Source organism: Ktedonobacter sp. SOSP1-52 (genome assembly GCF_016587395.1).
In genome coordinates this window covers 1,161,379-1,180,064 of the sequence record NZ_BNJH01000001.1, presented here as the reverse complement: position 1 = coordinate 1,180,064, position 18,686 = coordinate 1,161,379, and the positions used below count along the sequence as shown (strand labels likewise).

General features: G+C 55.0%; 15 protein-coding genes and 1 pseudogene. 11 read left to right on the top strand and 5 right to left on the bottom strand.

What is annotated here, in order from left to right; translation table 11 throughout:
• The first annotated feature begins 183 nt into the window (after positions 1-183).
• Positions 184-852, top strand: coding sequence for an AAA family ATPase (locus JMJ16_RS05330; RefSeq protein WP_201379023.1), 669 nt, complete (start codon positions 184-186; stop codon positions 850-852).
• Between the two features lie 195 nt (positions 853-1,047).
• Positions 1,048-2,211, top strand: a complete 1,164-nt coding sequence (locus JMJ16_RS05325) for a site-2 protease family protein (protein ID WP_201379021.1) — start codon at positions 1,048-1,050, stop codon at positions 2,209-2,211.
• A gap of 79 nt (positions 2,212-2,290) precedes the next feature.
• Here the strand turns inward: JMJ16_RS05325 and JMJ16_RS05320 are convergent.
• Positions 2,291-2,751 (bottom strand): annotated as a pseudogene (locus JMJ16_RS05320) (carboxymuconolactone decarboxylase family protein).
• 181 nt (positions 2,752-2,932) lie between these two features.
• On the opposite strand from JMJ16_RS05320, the gene JMJ16_RS05315 reads away from it, so the two are divergent.
• Both JMJ16_RS05315 and JMJ16_RS05310 read left to right on the top strand, forming a co-directional pair.
• On the top strand, positions 2,933-3,514 hold the full coding sequence (locus JMJ16_RS05315) for a hypothetical protein (RefSeq protein WP_201379020.1): 582 nt from the start codon (positions 2,933-2,935) through the stop codon (positions 3,512-3,514).
• A gap of 297 nt (positions 3,515-3,811) precedes the next feature.
• The gene (locus JMJ16_RS05310) at positions 3,812-5,758 is read left to right on the top strand and encodes a PAS domain-containing sensor histidine kinase (protein WP_201379019.1); all 1,947 of its coding nucleotides are present in this window, start codon (positions 3,812-3,814) and stop codon (positions 5,756-5,758) included.
• 74 nt (positions 5,759-5,832) lie between these two features.
• On the opposite strand, the gene JMJ16_RS05305 is transcribed toward JMJ16_RS05310, so the two are convergent.
• The 3 genes from JMJ16_RS05305 to JMJ16_RS05295 all read right to left on the bottom strand — a co-directional run bounded on the left by JMJ16_RS05305 (position 5,833) and on the right by JMJ16_RS05295 (position 11,268).
• Complete coding sequence (locus JMJ16_RS05305; RefSeq protein ID WP_201379018.1) at positions 5,833-9,456, bottom strand: adenylate/guanylate cyclase domain-containing protein; 3,624 nt, start codon at positions 9,454-9,456, stop codon at positions 5,833-5,835.
• A 131-nt stretch (positions 9,457-9,587) separates the two neighbouring features.
• Positions 9,588-10,343, bottom strand: a complete 756-nt coding sequence (locus JMJ16_RS05300) for a carbon-nitrogen hydrolase family protein (protein WP_201379017.1) — start codon at positions 10,341-10,343, stop codon at positions 9,588-9,590.
• A 136-nt stretch (positions 10,344-10,479) separates the two neighbouring features.
• Positions 10,480-11,268 (bottom strand): Nif3-like dinuclear metal center hexameric protein, encoded by a 789-nt coding sequence (locus JMJ16_RS05295; RefSeq protein WP_201379016.1) that lies wholly within the window; start codon positions 11,266-11,268, stop codon positions 10,480-10,482.
• 184 nt (positions 11,269-11,452) lie between these two features.
• Here JMJ16_RS05295 and JMJ16_RS05290 point away from each other — a divergent pair, with 184 nt between their 5' ends.
• From JMJ16_RS05290 to JMJ16_RS05260, 7 genes are all read left to right on the top strand, one after another.
• On the top strand, positions 11,453-11,923 hold the full coding sequence (locus tag JMJ16_RS05290; protein WP_201379015.1) for a GntR family transcriptional regulator: 471 nt from the start codon (positions 11,453-11,455) through the stop codon (positions 11,921-11,923).
• Positions 11,924-11,939: 16 nt separating this feature from the next.
• Positions 11,940-12,881: an ABC transporter ATP-binding protein gene (locus JMJ16_RS05285; protein WP_236601536.1), complete on the top strand. Its 942-nt coding sequence runs from the start codon at positions 11,940-11,942 to the stop codon at positions 12,879-12,881.
• Positions 12,871-13,641, top strand: a complete 771-nt coding sequence (locus JMJ16_RS05280; RefSeq protein ID WP_201379012.1) for an ABC transporter permease — start codon at positions 12,871-12,873, stop codon at positions 13,639-13,641. The genes JMJ16_RS05285 and JMJ16_RS05280 overlap by 11 nt, the downstream gene beginning before the upstream one ends.
• 93 nt (positions 13,642-13,734) lie before the next feature.
• A complete protein-coding gene (locus JMJ16_RS05275; protein WP_201379010.1) occupies positions 13,735-14,730 on the top strand; it encodes a S9 family peptidase in 996 nt (331 codons plus the stop codon).
• A 147-nt stretch (positions 14,731-14,877) separates the two neighbouring features.
• Entirely contained in the window at positions 14,878-15,201 is a 324-nt protein-coding gene (locus JMJ16_RS05270; protein WP_007915116.1) for a heavy metal-binding domain-containing protein, read from the top strand.
• A gap of 8 nt (positions 15,202-15,209) precedes the next feature.
• Positions 15,210-15,497 (top strand): hypothetical protein, encoded by a 288-nt coding sequence (locus tag JMJ16_RS05265; RefSeq protein ID WP_201379008.1) that lies wholly within the window; start codon positions 15,210-15,212, stop codon positions 15,495-15,497.
• Between the two features lie 445 nt (positions 15,498-15,942).
• Positions 15,943-16,512 carry a GNAT family N-acetyltransferase gene (locus tag JMJ16_RS05260; protein WP_201379006.1) on the top strand — a complete coding sequence of 190 codons (570 nt, stop codon included), beginning with the start codon at positions 15,943-15,945 and terminating at the stop codon, positions 16,510-16,512.
• Positions 16,513-16,594: 82 nt separating this feature from the next.
• Here JMJ16_RS05260 and JMJ16_RS05255 read toward each other — a convergent pair whose 3' ends face one another.
• On the bottom strand, positions 16,595-18,373 hold the full coding sequence (locus JMJ16_RS05255) for a L,D-transpeptidase family protein (protein ID WP_201379004.1): 1,779 nt from the start codon (positions 18,371-18,373) through the stop codon (positions 16,595-16,597).
• Between the last annotated feature and the right edge of the window lie 313 nt (positions 18,374-18,686).

Sequence of the window (18,686 nt, the reverse complement as noted above, 5' to 3'; positions counted from 1 at the left end):
AAAGGCAGGATTTACATATTTTGTATACATTGTGTCAATTCTTTATTCAAACCTTTGACTTATAGACATAAATAATGAATAATAAGGAGACAAGAGGGCGACCTTCCCAACGCTCTCACTGGCAATCCCGCACAAGGCGTACTCATTGGGTGGTCTCCACCCCTGGCAAGATCGAGGACACATATGAAAAACGCGACTCCTGGTCTCACCTGGTTAATTGAGCACATCCTCCCTCGGGGAGAACTTACCGTTATGCAAGGCCCGCTCCACGTTGGTAGATCGCTGCTCCTGCTCGATTGGGCGCTCTGCTCCGCCACTGGCAAATCCTGGTTTGGGCATCTGGTTCATCCTGGTTCGGTAGCTTTCTGCTCCACCGAGAAATTGCAGGACCTTGGACAACGGGCACGCGCCTGGTACACAACCTACCAGTCGGACATCGATCTCCCCGTCCAGCACACTCCGATCTCCTTCTTCGAGCTAGAGGCCCTCTCTGAAGAGAACTATCTTGTGGCCAGTGAACAGCTCGTAGAAGAGATCAAGGACATGCAGGATCCGCCATCGCTCATTATCCTGGATGTCGAAGGCACCAACGAACGCCAGGCACGCGTGCTTGCCTACCGCTTATGGCAATATTTCGGCGCCACAGTCCTGCTAACCTCCTCCGATTCCTCCCGCGATGATATCCTCAAGCTCGTTCCCTCTGGCTATAAAGATGAGCAAGAGTTCCTCTTGCATTTCCCCGGCACCTATGGCACCTCTGCGCTCCAATTGCGCCTGCAATCAGTTGCCAGGCCGGGAAAGGACTTTCCCCCCTCACACATCATCGAATGTAGCGATCAGCAAACAGCTTAAGGGTGATATGGTAGTGTAGAGCGTCCTGGGCCAGGACGCTCCACACTACCCCTTACGCCCCCCAGTATGCTTTCTCCAAGCTCCCTTTCAATTGCCCGCTACTTGCAAAAGCAAGGGAATGGTAACCAACTTCTGGCTTTCTCCGTGATCAGAGTAAGAGTACCTGTACCTGGTGATATCACAAGGAGTACTGTCATGCCTGGCTCATTTCGCATCGCTACTATCGCGGGCATTGATATCCATATCAATCTTAGCTGGATTATTATCCTCTTGCTCCTGACCATCTCGCTCTCGACCGGGCTGTTTCCTCGATCTTTTCCGGGCTTTACGAGTAGTACTTATTTTCTGCTCGGCCTGGTCTCGGCGCTGCTCCTCTTTGTCTCCGTGCTCCTGCATGAGCTGGCGCATTCGTTTGTCGCGCGAGCGCGTGGCCTGCCTGTGAAAAACATTACGCTCTTCATCTTTGGCGGTGTCTCTAACATCGAGCGCGAGCCACGGAGCGCGGGGGCCGATTTCCAGGTCGCAATCGTTGGCCCTTTGGCCAGCCTGCTCATAAGCGGGATCTGTTACGCGCTCTGGGCCCTCTTGACCAGGGGCGCGGATAACCCTATCGCGGCCATCTTACTCTACCTGGGGGCAGCCAACCTATTGCTTGGCCTCTTTAATCTGATTCCCGGCTACCCACTGGATGGCGGGCGCATCCTGCGCGCTATTGTCTGGAAGTTTACGGGCAATATCAATCGCGCCACGAATATCGCCGCCGCTATCGGGCAGGTGGTCGCGATCAGCTTTATCATCTGGGGTATCTTCCTCTTCTTCAGCGGAAACAGCTTTGGCGGTATCTGGATCGCCTTTATCGGCTGGTTTATGCTTAGCGCCTCCCAGGCGGCACGTGCCCAGAGTACCTTCGAGGATACCTTCCACAATATTACCGTTCAGGATGTCATGAGCCATAATATAATCCTCATTCCCGCCAATATCTCGCTCCAGCGCCTCATCGATGAGTATATCCTCCCGCAGGGTCTGCGCTCGGCGTTGATAACACAGGGCGAGCAGTTCGCGGGCCTGATCACGCTCAGCGATATTCGCCATATCCCACGCGAACAATGGGCCACTACCCCCGTTGGCTTCGTCATGAAGCCAGTCTCCCAGTTACACGTTGTCGCGCCAGGGCAAAACCTGCGCGATGTCATCACCCTGCTCAATGACCGCGACATCAACCAGCTCCCCGTGGTCGAAAATGGCCGCCTGCTGGGCATCTTGAGCCGCGACGCCGTCCTTCGCGCGCTCGAGGTCCGCCGCCGCCTGGGTATCAAGCAAGACACCGAACACGACCAGAGCCAGGCCACTTCCTCATAAAAACTGTAAAAAAAGAGAGTATCCAGGCTCGCGGGTCTTCCACCCGCGAGCCTGGATACTCTCTTTTTTCAAAAACCCGTTAGCGCTGCTGCGCGGGCTGGTAAGTTCCTGGCTCGGAGCGGAAGCCAACTCCGAAGCGGTTCCATCCATTGATGGCGACGATGGCCAGCGTCAGGTTGGTCAACTCCTCATCATTAAACTGCGCATGTACGCGCTCATAAAGCTCATCGGGGACATCATTGCTCGGCAGCAGTGTCAGGGCCTCGGTCCACTCCAGGGCCGCCTGCTCACGCTCGCTATAGAATGAAGTCTCGCGCCAGACCGAGAGCAAATAGAGACGCTGCTCGCTCTCCCCGCCGCGCGTGCATCCTTCGTGTGCATATCCATACAATAGGCACATCCATTGATCTGCGAGGCGCGGAACTTGACCAGTTCCAGAAGAGAATGCTCTATACCACAATTGCGCACATAATGCTCAAGCTGGTACATTGCTTTCACTGCTCCGGGCGCGGCTTTAGTATATTCAATTCGCTGAGTCATATGATCCTCCTTCAAATTCATGTCACTGTTCATCTTGGATATTTTTTATCCTGGATATTCCATAACTTAAATATACCATGATGAGATACAATTTGTCCAGGAAAAAAGAGCTTTCCGGCAAAGTTTTGCCGGAAAGCTCTTTTTTCCTGGGTCTCAATTTACCTGTAGGACCCATGCAAGCATGGACTTACTTGCGACGCTGTTTCGCCAGGGCTATCTACCCAAATTACTGATTCTGGGTATCCGTGTCGCTAGTCGCGCCCTGCTGCTGATTGGTGTTCGTCGCGCCCTGCTGCTGATCGGTGTTCGTCGCGCCCTGCTGCTGGTCACTAGTGGTCGCGCCCTGCTGCTGATCGGTGTTCGTCGCGCCCTGCTGCTGGTCACTAGTGGTCGCGCCTTGCTGCTGATCGGTGTTCGTCGCACCCTGCTGCTGGTCAGTAGTGGTCGCGCCTTGCTGCTGGTCACTAGTGGTCGCGCCTTGCTGCTGATCAGTATTCGTCACGTCCTGCTGCTGGTCACTAGTGGTCGCACCTTGCTGCTGGTCGCTAGTGGTCGCATCCTGCTGCTGATCAGTAGTGGTCGCGCCCTGCTGCTGGTCAGTAGTGGTCGCGCCTTGCTGCTGATCGGTATTTTGCGGGTCAGTGCTGATTCCATACTGTTGCGGATCAATGGTGTTCCCATTGCCAGTAGCAAATCCACCTCCCATTTTGACGGCATAACGATTCTCATGCGCAGAGGCATGAGAAATATGGGAAAAGGCTAGAACGCCTGCGAACATGCAAAGGGCCACAAATAGGATGACTCTCTTCATATCAGTTTCCTCTCTATAAAATGATTAAATCAACCATATACCTATAGGATAATAAAAAGTGCAAATCACCTGAGATGCATGTGTCACTTTTCTACTTCACGCATTGTCTATCCACTAAAATAGAAGAGAGAGGATATTCCATACATAATATGATCTTATTCTGAAACCCAACGTCACTGGCGTGACTAGCGCTTCGCGCTCAGGGTGTTCGGATATGAAGTATGTGGCTTAAGAAAGAGAAGCTTTGCAATGTCTGATACAGAGGATTTTAACCAGCAGTTCTCTGCCTCATCTCCACCCAGGCAGATTCCATGCGCCCATCTTCATATACTTCTAGATATTTCTTTGGATGCCCTGCTGTTACTCGACGAGGCAGGGAAGATTGTTATGGCGAATAAACATACAGAGGAGCTTTTTGGATATGCAGAGAAAGAGCTGTATGGAGCATCATTTGAGTTTCTCTTTCCATCCTACCTTCACGAGGCCTCACTTTATGAGCGAGAGCAGTACTTCGCCATTCCACAAAACTATCCCAAAGCAGAGGGTCTGGAGTTGTATGGACAAAAGAAGGATGGTACTGAGTTTCCGGTAGAAATCAACCTGCATCAGCTTATGCTTGATGATAAGCTCCATGCCCTGGGCGTCATTCATGATATGACCGACCACAAGGTCGAGGAACGGAAACATCCGACGCAGGCCTTACACTTGAGCCTCTTAACCAATCTCGTCAATCTAGCTGCTGACGCCATTCTCATACGCGATCCAGTCAGCCGTATCCTCTTCTGGAATCGCGGAGCAGAGCAGCTCTATGGCTGGAGCGAACAGGAAGCCCTGGGCCGAGTCACGCATAGCCTGCTGGAAACACACTTTCCCCAGAGCCAGGCCGCGACCGACGAGGCCCTTGAGCAAAAGGGAGCGTGGGAAGGTGAATTGACGCATACCAGCCGTGATGGGCGCACCATAGTAGTGGAGAGCCGCCAGGTGCTTATACGTGATGATCAGGGCAAGCCCCAGGCCATCCTGGAGGTCAACCGTGACATTACCAAGCACCGGCGCCAGGAGCAGCCTTCCCAGGTAGGAACACCCGGCAGTAATTCTTTCTTCCTCCGCATTCTTGACAGCTTATCCTGCGGCGTCTTCCTGCTGGCGGGAGCGGATGCGCGCCTCCTTTTTGCGAATCGTTCCGCCCATCAGGTATGGGGTACTCAGTGGCCATTTCTCCAACCATTGCTTGAGTTTCTTCGCACACACGATATCACCATCCTAAATGCCCAGGGACAACCATTTGCGCCAGATGAGATGGCCACTTTTCGGGCGTTCAAGAAGGGAGAGTATGTGCGTGGTCTACAATCAATTGTGCGCCGCCACGACGGAAAACGGCTTCCCATCCTGATCTACGCGGAACCATTCGAGCTTCCCGCCAACATGGGGTTACCAGCCTCTGAGCGTGCCGTACTACTCATGTATCAAGACATTACCGCTATCAAGGAGGCCGAATATCTCAAAGATGAGTTTGTGGAAATCGTCGCCCACGAACTACAAACCCCTCTGAACACCCTTGCCAGCTATGCGGATCTCTTACAAAGAGACGCCAAAGCAGAGAACATACCTACCTTCACACCACACCAACAGAAGGCCATAGCTGCTATAACAGAGACAACAAACAGTCTGTCATCGCTGACTGAAGACTTGCTCGATGTCACCCGTCTGCAAGCCGGGCGACTCGTTCTCAATGTCCAGTCAGTCAATATTGTGCCACTCATCCAACAGGTGACTGCACACCTCCAGGCTACAACCAGCAGGCACCAGATCGAATTTCAGGCCAGCAGCGAAACCATGCTTGCGCACGTCGACCCCTCACGCCTGGAGCAGATCATGCGCAACATCATCGATAACGCTATCAAATACAGCCCCGAGGGTGGCCCCATCCTGGTCGCATTCAAAGAGGAACCTGAGCGGCAACGCATCCTCGGCAAAGTACAGGATCAAGGCATTGGCATCCCCAAACAGCAGCACGGACGTATCTTTGGGCGCTTTATGCGCGCCGATAACGTTCGCGCCCGCCAGATCCCAGGGATCGGCCTGGGACTCTACCTCTGCCACGAACTCATCGAACTAATGGGCGGCTCCATCTGCTTCGACTCCGAGGAGGGCCAGGGTTCCACCTTCTACATCACCTTCCCCGTAGGAGAGTAATTAATAGGATAGTAGATGTGGTGGTATGGGTTGGCAGTCTGAGGCTGCCAACCCATACCACCACATCTACTATCCTATTTTATAACCTCTTCGAGACGGCGCAGGAATTGGCGGTCGCCCAGGCGCTCTAGCACGGGACGGGCAAGGGCTAAGGGCTTAGGATCATGGCTGCGCTCGGCCATGATGATGCGCATGCGCGCCGCGTGGTGGACTAACTTGTGGGCTTCGGCCTCGTCAATCGCGTGCGCCAGGCGGGACAGGTCATTCGAGGTGAGAGCGAGGGCGATCTCGCGGAGGCGGCGATCTCCATCGCCAATGTCCCTGACATGCCCCAGCATCTCCTCCGAAAGCGGGAATCCATGCTCGTTCACGAAGAGCAGCAGGGCCACGCTGAGCATATCGCTCACTTGAGCGGGCCTCTCCTGGGGCAGTTTATGCACATCATCCTCCACGATGGCATCGATCACGCTCAGAAAGACTTCTCCATGGGGCAGGGTGTCTTTGAGTAACTTCGAGATTAGCGTGTCGATTAGAGCACGATCCTCGCGGGCGAGCGCCATCAGGAGCATGGCATGATAGCCACGCGCGAGCTGAACCGAGGCGGAGGGATCATAGAGCACCAGTTCATGAATCTCGTCCAGCCTGGACAGCAGTTTCTCCATCTCCTCCCAGCGGCCAGAGAGATAGGCAGCCAGCAGACCATAGCTCACAACTTTGCCCAGGCGTGCGACAGGCTGGCCCGGCTTCAGATTCGCGAATGTCTCATGCACGCTGGTAATGCAGCAGGCATAGTCGCCCATGAGGAAGAGACAGCAGACCACAGAGCCGACCGCGTCCGCCCATTCGGTAATTGGGAGATCTGGAATGGTGAGCCGACGCTCCATCGCAGCCAGGGCCTCCGGCAGGGCATGCGAGGAGATTGAGAGTACGCCATATGCGTCCAGCGCCTCGCTGAGCGCCTCCCAGTAGTGACGCCGCTCAAAATAGTTCACCGCCTGCTCAGCCAGGCTCCTCTTCTCCTTAATCAAGCTCAGTCGGGCGGGGTCATTCTCACCGGGGTCATTCTCGCTATAACATACTTGCGGGCTGAAGCATTCTGACAGGCGAATACGCCAGCGCTCGTCCTCGTCGTTTGTACCTTCAAGCAGGGCCAGGGCCTCCCGCTGTAACGCCTCTCTCTCCTCTATGGAGAACCTGGATACCAGCGAGTTACGCGTACCCTCCATAAGCAACTTGCGTATGAGCCGCGCACCCACCTGTGGCTGACGCACTGTATCCGCACGCCAGCTTGCGAGCGCTTTCTGATAGGCCTCAAATGAGATATCACCATATGAGACGCTCTCGCCTAGCATCTCGTACAGGCGCGCATGTTGGGAAGGGGGCGCGAGATCGATGGCTAGTTGCAGGTAACAACTGGCCTCGGAGAAGACGCCAGAGCGCCCCGCGTAGAGGCCCGCACGCTCAAAAGCCTGGGCCGCGCGCTCTGTTTTGAAGGGCAGAGCCAGAGGCACCGCCGACTGGCGCGCCAGTTCCACGGCCTTCCGGTAATGATAGGCGCTTAGTTCAATGTAGTCGTCGCGCCCGCCGGGTTGTTGGACGCTAAGGTCTTCGAGCCAGAGCGCGGTCTTGCCGTGCAGGCGAATGCGTTCAGGACGCGCCAGAGTTCCATAGGCCACGTCGCGAATAAGTACATGCTGGAAGGTATACCGCTCCTCGTCGAGGGCCATAAGCATATTGCGGCTCTTCAAGCCATCCAGGGCCGCATCCAATTCATACTCATCCATAAGAGCCATGAGCAACTGGCGACTGAAGGCGCGCTTGGAGACGGAGGCCGCTTGCAGCAAGGAGCGCTCCTGACGGGACAAGAGATCGATACGTGCCAGGATAGCCGCGTGCACGGTATCGGGCAAATCCAGGTTAGCGTCCACCTCGCCGCGTTGCGCGCGCTCAGCATACCCACGCAACAGTTCAAGCGTGAAGAAGGGATTGCCACCTGAGCGCTCGGCAATCTGGCGCCTGATCCTATCCGGCACATCAGCCTGTACCCGCTCAAGCAGTTCTTGCGTCTCCGCCTCTGCCAATGGCTCCAACGTCAGGACGGTCATCTGCCAGCGATTATCACGCCAGCTTGCCCGGCGCTCAAGCAGCTCTGGACGACTTAAGATTACAAACAAGATGGGGGCGGCGGTCCCGAGCTGTACTATATGTTCCACCAGGTCAAGCAAGGCGTCGCTAACCCAGTGCAGATCTTCAAAGACAACGACGCGGGGAGCCTGGCGGGCCAGCAGTTCAATAAGCAGGCGCCAGGCGGCAAAGAGACTCTCACGGTCCGTCGCCAGGAAGCGCGAGGGCACAACCTCGCGTAGCGTACTATAGACGCTCTCATTAATCGCGTCCCTGAGGGCCTCGCCACTCACTCGCAGCTTCTCCCCAAGCGCTCCCAGGCGCTCGCCATCCTTTGGCCCAGGGGAAGAACTAGTCAAACTGACCAGTTCATCCAGCCCATCTAATTCCAGTAAGGAGTCCAGGTTAAAGATTTTTTTAGCGGAATCACCTATAGTCTGTTTGCCAGATTTTGTCCCGTTTCTAAGGTCGCCCAGGCGCTTCAAGGCGTTAGACTGCTTGAAGTTGCCTATAAGCCTCTTATTAAAGCTCGCAAATACATCTCTGGCCTCAGCGCCGCTCAAATTCAGCCTCAGGCCTTCTGGCATTGAAGGTAAACCTTCTGGAATCGCAGAAGGAGCCTTGCGCTCTCGTTTCTCGCCATCCTCTTCCATACCGAGGGTGGTCATGATCAAGTCAGCCAGGCGGGCCGCGTCTATGCTCTCATAGCCCCCTTGCTGATAGATGGCCTGCACCTGCTCCTTCTCGGGAGGATTGCCTAGCAACTGGGTCAGCAGGCCCCGCAGAGGCCAGTAGGTCAGTGTCTCGCCATAGGGGAGGCACTGCGCGGAGGCGACGCGCAGACCCTCTTCAGGCTTGATCTGTGTGAGAAATTCCTCCAGGAGGCGCGACTTACCCGTGCCCGCCTGGCCAACAATGGAAACCACCCGCGAGCTACGCTCTTGCAGGACGCGCTCCTTTAAAATCTCCAGTTGGCGTAGATCCTGGACACGCCCCACAAAGGGATGGCGCTCCACCAGGCGCGTGGCCCGCTTGCACTTCAGAGGAAAAATCTGCAATGGCTGTGGCTTCCCTTTGGCCTGGAGCAGGCGCGGCTCTTCAAAGAGAAAGGCTTTGCGTGTCGCGTTAGCCGTACGCTCGCTCACAATAATCTCGCCTGGATTGGCACCCTGTTGCAAGCGCGCCGAGACGTTCACGGCATCGCCCGTGACGAGGAAATCCAGGCGGTCAGGATTATTGGTGGCAATTACCTCGCCAGTATTCACTCCAATACGCAGGCGGAAGACGGGGCTGAGAATTTCATCGCTGGCGACGGCCTCGCGTAACGCCAGGGCAGAGGCCAGGGCCCGTTCAGCATCATCCTCATGCGCCTGATACAGCCCAAAGATCGCCATCACCGCGTCGCCAATAAACTTCTCCAGCGTGCCACCACGCGGGGTAATCACACGGCGCGCATGATCATAGTAGCGGCTCATCAGGGCGCGCACATCCTCGGGATCAAGGGAGTCGGCCAGGGCGGTCGAGCCAGTAACATCGGCGAAAAGAATGGTAACCAGTTTGCGCTCTTCGGGCATGAGCATCTCCTTAACCCCCCATTCGGGGACATGCAGGCCTCGTACCTGGAATGACGTGTATCGATATTGTGGAGTATATTACCACAAAATGTTGGAGAAGAGCAGCATGTGCGTACGTAAGTAGCGCACCCTTACTCTACGACGTCGCGTGGGTAGGTTCGCTTCGCCTGCGTGCTCTGCTCCAGGTCGATGTCGACTGTAACAAATGGCTTTTCACGTGATGTCTCGGCCAGCAGCTTGCCATCGGGATCGATTACCAGGCCGCGCCCACTAAACAGATGTTCATCCACGCGGTTGGATGAGAGCACAAAGGCGCCGGAGGCAATCGCGGCCATCTGGGGCGCGATCACCCAGCGCTCATGCCTGGTCGCGGCGCGGGGCACGGCGATGATATTCGCGCCCTGCCGTCCATAGTGCCTGGCCCACTCACTGAACATGACCTCGGTACAGATCAGGAAACCAAGCGCCAGGTCCTGCTGCACATGCGCCACCGTGAAATCACGCGGGCTGCGGTCAAACCAGCGCCGCTCATAGAAATCCTCTTCGTTGGGAAAATAGTATTTATCATGAATGCCCCTGTAGCCATCAGCAGACGACCAGGAGAAACCGCGATTGAGATGTCGCCCCTCCTCGGTCAGCAGATGCGTTCCCAGGACGGTCGCAGGCGCCAACTCTGGCAGGCGCTTCATCATCACCTCATGCTCCGTCTCGGCCCGCTGCCAGGCTCCAGCCTCGAACTCAGGTGTCCGCGCGAACCAGGCCGAGAAGGGCAACTCCGGCAACAGCACCAGCTCGCTCTTCTGCTCTTTGACATAGGCCACAAGCGCTTCCCAGGCGGGAGCAAAGGCCTGCCGCTCATCGGGCAACTCACAGACAGTTACTCTCATACAGCTCACTTTCCCGCTACTTGCGTACGCGGCTACTACATCTGGTTGTCGTGTGGTGGTCGAGCCATGACAGCCCTCGGCTGTCATGGCTCGACCACCACACCAATATTAAGGCGAGCGCCACAGGCGCGAGAGGTCAGAGGAGAGAGACCGGGTCGCCTACGGCAATATAGGTGATCGAAAGCTCAGGAACCTTGGGCTGGAGCCATTCAACGAGATAGCGCATGCCCTCTTCCTCGCTTTTGGCGTGTCCGGCGATGAGCAGAGCCTTGTTGAAGCCCAGCGCATTGGCGTCACGCACATACTCGCACGTCTGCCACTCAGAGGTCTCGCCACAAATAATCGCGTCCAGCTGCCAGCGCTCGAAGGCCTTGATCTGGAACTCGCCTCCCATCGCGCCCACAATCAGTCCGATGCGTTCACAGGGCTGTTCCGGCTCGCCCACGACGCGCGCAATTGGCAACGCCAGTTTCTCTTTCAGGCTGGCCGCCAGTTTCCCGACCGTCATCCCAGGGATCACCACCACCATCCATTCATCCTCCTGTTTATAGGCCTCCCAGCCCAGGACCTTGACCATGCCGGTAACAATGCCATCAGGCTTATGCATATGCCAGTAATCGTGAAAGCGGAAGATCGCCAGCTTATGTTCCTCAATAAAGGCACGCTTAGCCTGCACCACGGGATCGCCAGCCAGCCAGTCACTATCATAGTGATTGTAGTAGGTAGGTTCATGTGTAATCACCAGGTTCGCGCCCAGCTCGACCGCCTGGCGCAACACATCCATCGAGGCCGTAAAGGTCGTTACGATTCCCGTTACCTCCCACGCTGGATCGCCACTCTTCAATACATCGACCGAACCAGCCTGCGGCGCCCCCGGCACCGCCGCAATGATCAGATCAAGCACTTCCTGAATCGTTCTCGCCATAAAAATATCCTTCCCTTAGATGCGCCAGCCATCGCGGCCCGGCACCCTCTCTATCTCCAGCCTGCTCTACAGTATACACCACTGATCCCGCTACTTGCGTACGCGGCTACCTACCATTGTCCTTGACTGTACCAATGTTTCAATGTATTATATGTCTGATACAATTCAGCGGAGGAGATGAAGGATGCCAAACTGGCTCGATGTCAATCCTCGCAGTGGTGTGCCGATCTATGTGCAACTGGTGCAACAAATCACGCATGCGCTAGAGATCGGCATCCTGCAGACCGGCGATCAATTGCCCACGGTGCGCCAACTGGCAAGCGAGCTTACCATTGCGCCAAATACCATTGTCAAGGCTTATGATGAGTTGGCAAGGCTAGGGTTAATTGAGAGTCGCCAGGGAGTAGGAACGCTTGTAACCGCGAACTTGAATGGCGCGCTGCGCCAGCACCAGCTTGATGCGCTCTTTAAGCAGATAAGTGCGCTGGTGCGTGATGCTGCAAATCTTGGAATCAGTGAGCAAGAGGTGCGCGACTGTTTTGAGAGAGAGCTGACCCGCTTCTATCGCGGCCAGCAAGACAGACAAGAGGAGAACATTGATGGCAAGCAGACAGGAGCCATCCCTGGTCAACAGCAGTTCTTTGAAAAGGAGTAGCGCGTCTGTGGGAGCAATGAATCAGCTGGAAACAAAAGGCACGACATCGGCAGCTATTGAACTCCAGAACCTGGAGGTGAAATATGGCAAGCGCCCAGCAGTGAATGGGTTGAGCTTGACCGTGCCAGCAGGGGCCATCTTTGGCTTTCTCGGTCCCAATGGTGCAGGCAAGACGACGACGATCAAAACAATGCTGGGATTGCGCAAGCCAGATGGCGGCAGCGTGCGCGTGTTGGGCTATGACGCAGTCTCACAAAGCCTGGAGGTGCGGGGTCGCGTGGGCTATATGAGCGAGGTCAACAGCCTGTACGATTTTCTGACGATCCCGCAGCACTGCGCCTTCTGCCGCTCAGTCAGCACACAGTGGGATCAAGAGATGGTGGACCACTATGTGAGCCTGTTTGGGCTGCCAACGAAGCGCAAAGTTGGCACCTTTTCCAAGGGGATGAAATCGCAGCTGGCGCTCAGCCTGCTGATGGGCAGCAATCCCGATCTGCTGATTCTGGACGAGCCAACAGCGGGACTGGACCCGGTGGCACGCCACCAGGTTTTGAACCAGCTGGTGGCCGAGATTGCTGCCCAGGGCAAGACGATCTTTTTCTCTTCGCACATTCTCTCCGAGGTAGAAGCGGTAGCCGACTGGGTGGGCATTATCCGCGATGGGAAGCTGATTGTGTGCGATGAATTAGACCATTTGAAGCAAACACAGAAGGTTTTGAAGCTGACCTACGTTGAACGCCCACCGGCAGCGGAAGTAACCACGCTGCGCGGCCTGCCGGGCGTGATGAGCCTGGAGCAGGAGGGGCGTAGTGTGAGGTTGCTGACACATGGCAATGTAGAGTCCCTCTCGCAGACGATTCAGGCGCGGCCCCACGCGCTGCGCGATGTGGACATCGTTGATCTCGATCTGGAAGATCTCTTCCTGACCTACATGAAAGAGGAACGCAATGGTCGTTAAGGAGTTCATTGAGGCGCGCTGGAAGGCCATCATCGGCGGTGTAGTAGCAGTCATTGCCGCTACTGCACTGGCAAGCACGTATGATCTGATCAAAAATGTGCTGGCGGGTCAGTTGACTGGCGACGCAGTCCAGCAGATTCCTTCACAATTGCAGGGGCCGATTCAACAGCTTACAGGCAGCTATGATGGGTATGTCTGGTCGCAGTGGTTCTCGAAGAATGGGCCAGAGATCCTGGCGATTCTGGCGGCCGTGCTGGGGGCTAGCCTGATTGCCAGTGAGGTCAACAAAGGAACGATTTTCTTTCTGTTGAGCAAGCCAGTGAGTCGTGATCGTGTGTTGCTGACGAAGTACCTGGTCAGCGCGCTCATTCTGCTAGGGGTGATGTTGCTGAGCGGCATCGCCATTCTCATCGCGGCGGCAATTGTGGGCCATCCGCAAAATGTGGGCGGAGTGCTGATCTCGACGGTCCTGCTCTGGCTGGGGATGCTCTTTGTCCTGGGCCTGGCACTGCTTTTCTCGGTGCTGTTTCATGATGTGCTCCGGCCCCTGATTTTTTCACTCTTGTTCACGCTGCTGCTGAGTATTCCGGGTCTCATTCCAAATGCCACGCTCAATGCCTGGAGCCTGACTTTCTACTGGTCCAATTTTGCGGCCTATCAGGGGACGATATTCCCGCTGAAAGCGTTGCTTATCTGCCTCGTTGCGGCTATTGTGCCGGTGGCACTGGCGATTCCCCTGTTTCGCAAGCGAGCGTATTAGCAGGGTTGTGCGTCATTCACTCAGGGAGGGGATCATAGTGCATCTGTGGGCAAACCCCGGAAAGAAAAAAGAGATCGTGAAAGGATATACAGAATGACTGATCAGGATTTGTATGGAGAGAGCTCGGAAGTCACCTGGCCGATGGGCGAGACAACCATGTATGGCACCTTGGTCAGACCATCTGGCCCCGGACCTTTTCCTGCTGTCGTCATGGTAGCGGGCAGCGGCCCGACTGACCGCGATTGGAATTCCCCACTCCTGCCAGGAACCAATGGCAGCGCGCGTCTCCTTGCGGAGGCATTAGCACGGACAGGGATCGCCTCACTGCGCTACGACAAGCGTGCTTCCGGCCCCCATGCACGCGAGAATGTGCCACTGCTGATCGGCAAATTGAGCATGCAGAGCCATGTCGACGAACTCGCTGGAGCGGTACACGTCATGGCAGGCCAGGAGTACGTGCGTCACAACAGGATCTTCGCGCTCGCCAACAGCGAAGGAACTCTTCACGCCCTGAACTACCAACTGCACAACCCCGAGACTCCGTTCGCGGGACTCGTGCTCACCGGCCCTCCTGGACAGCCCGTTGGCACGGTTGCGCACGCCCAATTGGCCGCGCAGGCAGCTCGCGTCCCAAATGGAGATGCGTTGCTAGCGCTCTACGATGCTGCCATCGCCCGCTTCCTGGCAGGAGAGCCCATCGTCCCGGATCCAGCACTACCGGAGGGGGTCCAAATGCTGCTGAAGGGCCTGGAAACCCCAGCCAACCTGCCCTTTGCCCGTGAGCTCTGGACGGCCGATGCGGCTCCCCTGCTCAGGCAGGTGAATGTTCCGGTGCTGGTCATCATTGGGAAGAAGGACCTCCAGATCGACTGGCAGGCTGATGGTGAGAAGCTTGAGCAGGCTGCTGCGGGACGGGAGGAAGTGACCTTTCTCTTCCCAGAGAACGCCAATCACGTCCTCAAGCAAGAACTGCGGCCTCGGTCGGAGTTGGTACCTGCCGAGATAACGGAGAGCTATAATGGCCCCGATACCCGCCTGGACCCGCAGACGCTGGCTAGCATTCAAGAGTGGCTGACTGCTCACGCTTGAGTAGAGGTTACGGACCGAAGAAGCAAAGCTCAGGTGTAAAAGAACATTCCCAGGTGAATGCGCGAATTCGTTTCAAGGTTTTTTACACACTGTTTTTATAGATGTGTGCAGGACACCTGCACACATCTATAACTAAAGGAGAAAGTCATGCTCATTGTCACGACAGAAGGAATCGCCCAGCATCGGATTGTGGAAACAAAAGGACAGGTTTTTGGCGTGGTGGTGCGCAGCCGAGGCCTGGGGGGAAACATCATGGCGGGCCTGCGCTCCCTTGGAGGCGGCGAGATAAAGGAATACACCGCCCTCCTGGAGGATGCGCGCCGGCACGCGATTGACCGCATGGTCCAAAATGCCACGGCTATGGGTGCGAACGCGGTTGTGCGGATGCAGTTTGATTCCGCGGAGATTGGCAGCACGATGAGTGAAATCGTGGCCTATGGCACGGCAGTGGTGGTCGAGCCAGAGAGGTAGGGAGCAGCATGCTGCGGAGAGGGATCATTGTATACGGGTTACTCTACTTGATTGGTGCGGCTGTATTGCTGTTCATTGTCCATGCAACGCTCTGGCTGGTTTTGTATCTCGCAGTGAATGGCTTCATTCTGATCTGCGCCATGCTCCTGGAGCGCCAAAGATACCGCACTCGGGTGGATCGAACACAGGAGCATTGGCAGCCCACTGGCGAGCGTTTCATTGATCCAACCAGCAAGCGACTTATGGAAGTGTACTACAACCCCGCAACCGGTGAGCGCGATTACAGAGAAACGTAGTTTGGTTCAAACGGAAGGAGTGCGGGATGGTAATGGGGTATTTGGGGCCATGGTTGGGCGAATGCCCAACCATGGCCCCAAATACCCCTACCCTGTGAGCGCCGTAGGCGCGAAAAGTCTGCTTACAGATCTGGATAAATTGCATCCAGATATATAATGTCTGATTATAACCACTATATGAGAAAGCGAATTGGGACGACGCTACTAAAGTACGCGTCTACATCATGCATATACCCAAATGTCTCATCATGTACTTTTGTGTACCTGCTTACCTGCTTAATCAGCCTGAAAAGCCCGCTTAGCCCCTTTCTTTCGTCTCCAAATCTCGCAAAAGGTTCAATTCATCAATAATCTTCGTTCATTCGTTCGTTATATACCACAAGGGAAGCTATAAACTGGTTTTGCAGAAGCAGTGTATCGATTAGCAGAAAGGCAGAAGGAAGACGTGCATAAGCAAGGAAAGCAGGCCTCAGACCATAGTCAGTACACGCTGACCACTGAACTTGAGACCGAACACCTGGTACTGCGCCGCCCCACGCAGCAGGATGGCGAGGTGCTATTTCAACGCTGGCTTGCGGATGAGCTTCACCAGCCATCGGGAGACGCGCTCACACAGGAGGAGACGCATCAGTGCATCACTAACGTACTACGCCATTGGGACCAGTACGGCTTCGGCTGCTGGAGCGTCTTCGAGCGCGGTAAACACCAACCAGCGGGGCTCTGTGGTCTGACTCGTACCAAGGACGAGATAGAACTGACATATTCGCTCACCTCAGAGTATTGGGAGCACGACTTCGCCACTGAGGCCACGACCGCCTGCCTGGCTTATGGTTTCCGCGTTCTGGGGATTGAACGTATCATCGCCCACACCCATGAGGAGAATCCGACGCTGGAGCAGACCCTGGCGCAAATACTTACAAAACTAGGGATGCATCAGCGAGAACATGGCGAGACCCGGCATGTCTACGAAATCACCCGCGCCAAATGGACCAGCCAGCACCTCATACCCGCCTGAGCCATATGACCTGATAACATCATCTGAGAAAAATACTGGACCCGCCGCGAATGCGGCGGGTCCAGTATTTTTCTCAGATGGCCTAATACATCAAAATTGAGGTGTTATAACTGGTGTGATCATAGAGCCAGGCAGCCTGGTCGGTTGGCATATTGACACAACCATGTGTGCCATAGTTGGCGCTGGTATTGCCGCTGGAGTCACGATGGAAGTACTGCGTCCCTGGACCATAGTCATTGCGCCACCAGGAGTCATGCAGGAAGTATCCACCCTCGTGATACATGATCGCGTAGTTGATGGGCGTATCCGCGTAGTAGTAGGGCGATCCCTTGGGATAAGGTGACTTAAAGACGGTCTTGGTCTTGCGCCACATCACCGACCAGAGTCCCGGTACCGCGGGCAATTCTGGGCGACCTGCCGTGATCTGGAAGGACCTGACCACGACACCGTTCTCATACAGGCGCAGAGCCTGCTCAGCGAACGAGACGACGATCACCTGTGTTCCCATTAGTTTATAGTGCTGGAGTAGCTGGATATCTGTGGCATGCGACTGGGTATAGGGCGTCTTGTCGTTGAAGTCGGTCTCGTACATTTGCAGGTGGAAGGCCTCATTCTCGACATCTGTCAGGACCTGCTGGTAATCCGCTAGCTTTGAGGCGGAGCTCAACTCGCGATCCAGGTCCTCGCCGATGCCCTTGGTCATATACCCCATATCCGGCCAGTAATCCTTGCCATCATATGGGTTGTGATAGACATGCGCGCCACCCCAGTTCGCGACCTCCTGGTGGAACTGCTTGATCTCGTAGGAGGCCTTGCCCATCGTCAGATCTTTCTGCATCCCCTGTAGATCGCTGTTATAGACCTTGGCAAAGGCCAGGTAGTCCTGAAGATTTTTGACGCTATCCCCTTTTGTATGCAGATCACCGGAGACCTTCTGGTACTGTGTGTTATCAACGCCATAGGTCTTAAGCTGCTGCACCTGGGTATCATACTGGTCGACCTTGTTTTTGACCAGTTGCGGGATCAATTTCTGGAAACTTCCCGCCGCCTGCTCAGTCTGCTTATCAATATTCTTCTCGACCTGGGTCAGTTCCTGCGACTTCAGTGCTTTTGAGATCTCGCTGTAATTGCCATCATATTGCTTCTGGAGAGTACTTGAGTCCTGCTTACTCTCCTTCATCAAATCAATGATATCCTTGAGCGTCTGAAGTTTCTGAAGCGTGGTAGGCATCTGGTTCAGCGTCGCCAGCGCCTCTTTCGCATTGGCGCTGATCGCGAGATAATCCTTGGGATACTGTGCCTTCTGCTCCTGGCTCATATTCTGCTGATAAAATTTCGTCAGCGTATCCAGAGGGAAGTTCTCTTTTTGCTTGTTGGCGAGGCTGCTCTGAAGATGATCGAGGTCGCTTACAGCCTGCTGGCGATAGCGATCGGTCGAGGAGTCTATCAAGCCCTCGGTCTGAATCGAGAGTGCACCGTAGCGCTGGGAGAGATTGCGATAGTAGTCATCGACAATACTGGCATCAAAAAAGTTCCAGGGCGCAGAGGAAGACTGGAGGTCCTGCTGCTGTTTCTCAATCGGCTGCAATAGTGTGTTGGGCACGCCCACGCTCTGAGCATGACTCAATGCCTGCTCAAAAGACTTCTGTTGCTGCTGCGCATCCTGTTGCAGATGAGCGTCACCTCCACATGCCGTAAGCAGCCCCGACAGCATACCCATACAGAGAAGGAAGAGAAGCGAGAAGCGCACCCTTTTGCTCGGCCCTTGAGCATGCCTGCGGTGATCTCGCGTACTTATAGAAGGCTGGCTGACACCCATAGCGAAGTAGTCCTTTTCAACATCCGCTTCACAATTAACCATATGTTTCCCTACATGCGGATATATGAGAATAAATTCAATTTGCTACACACGTACATATATATAGAAAGCTATTCAAACCTAATGATACACCTTTTTCGTAATCAACAATGCACGACTATCAGGCATTTTCCATGGCTTCAGAAGCGGCTTAATAAACTTGCCTGCTTGCCAAATAGTGCTTACGGTGTACCACCAAAAAATCCTAATTCCTCATCAGTTTAACATTCAAACTCGCCATTGTCCACGTATTTACACATAAGTATATATGGAAGAGCATGCTAATTTCTATATGTTAGTAAAGTTTTCGCCTCTT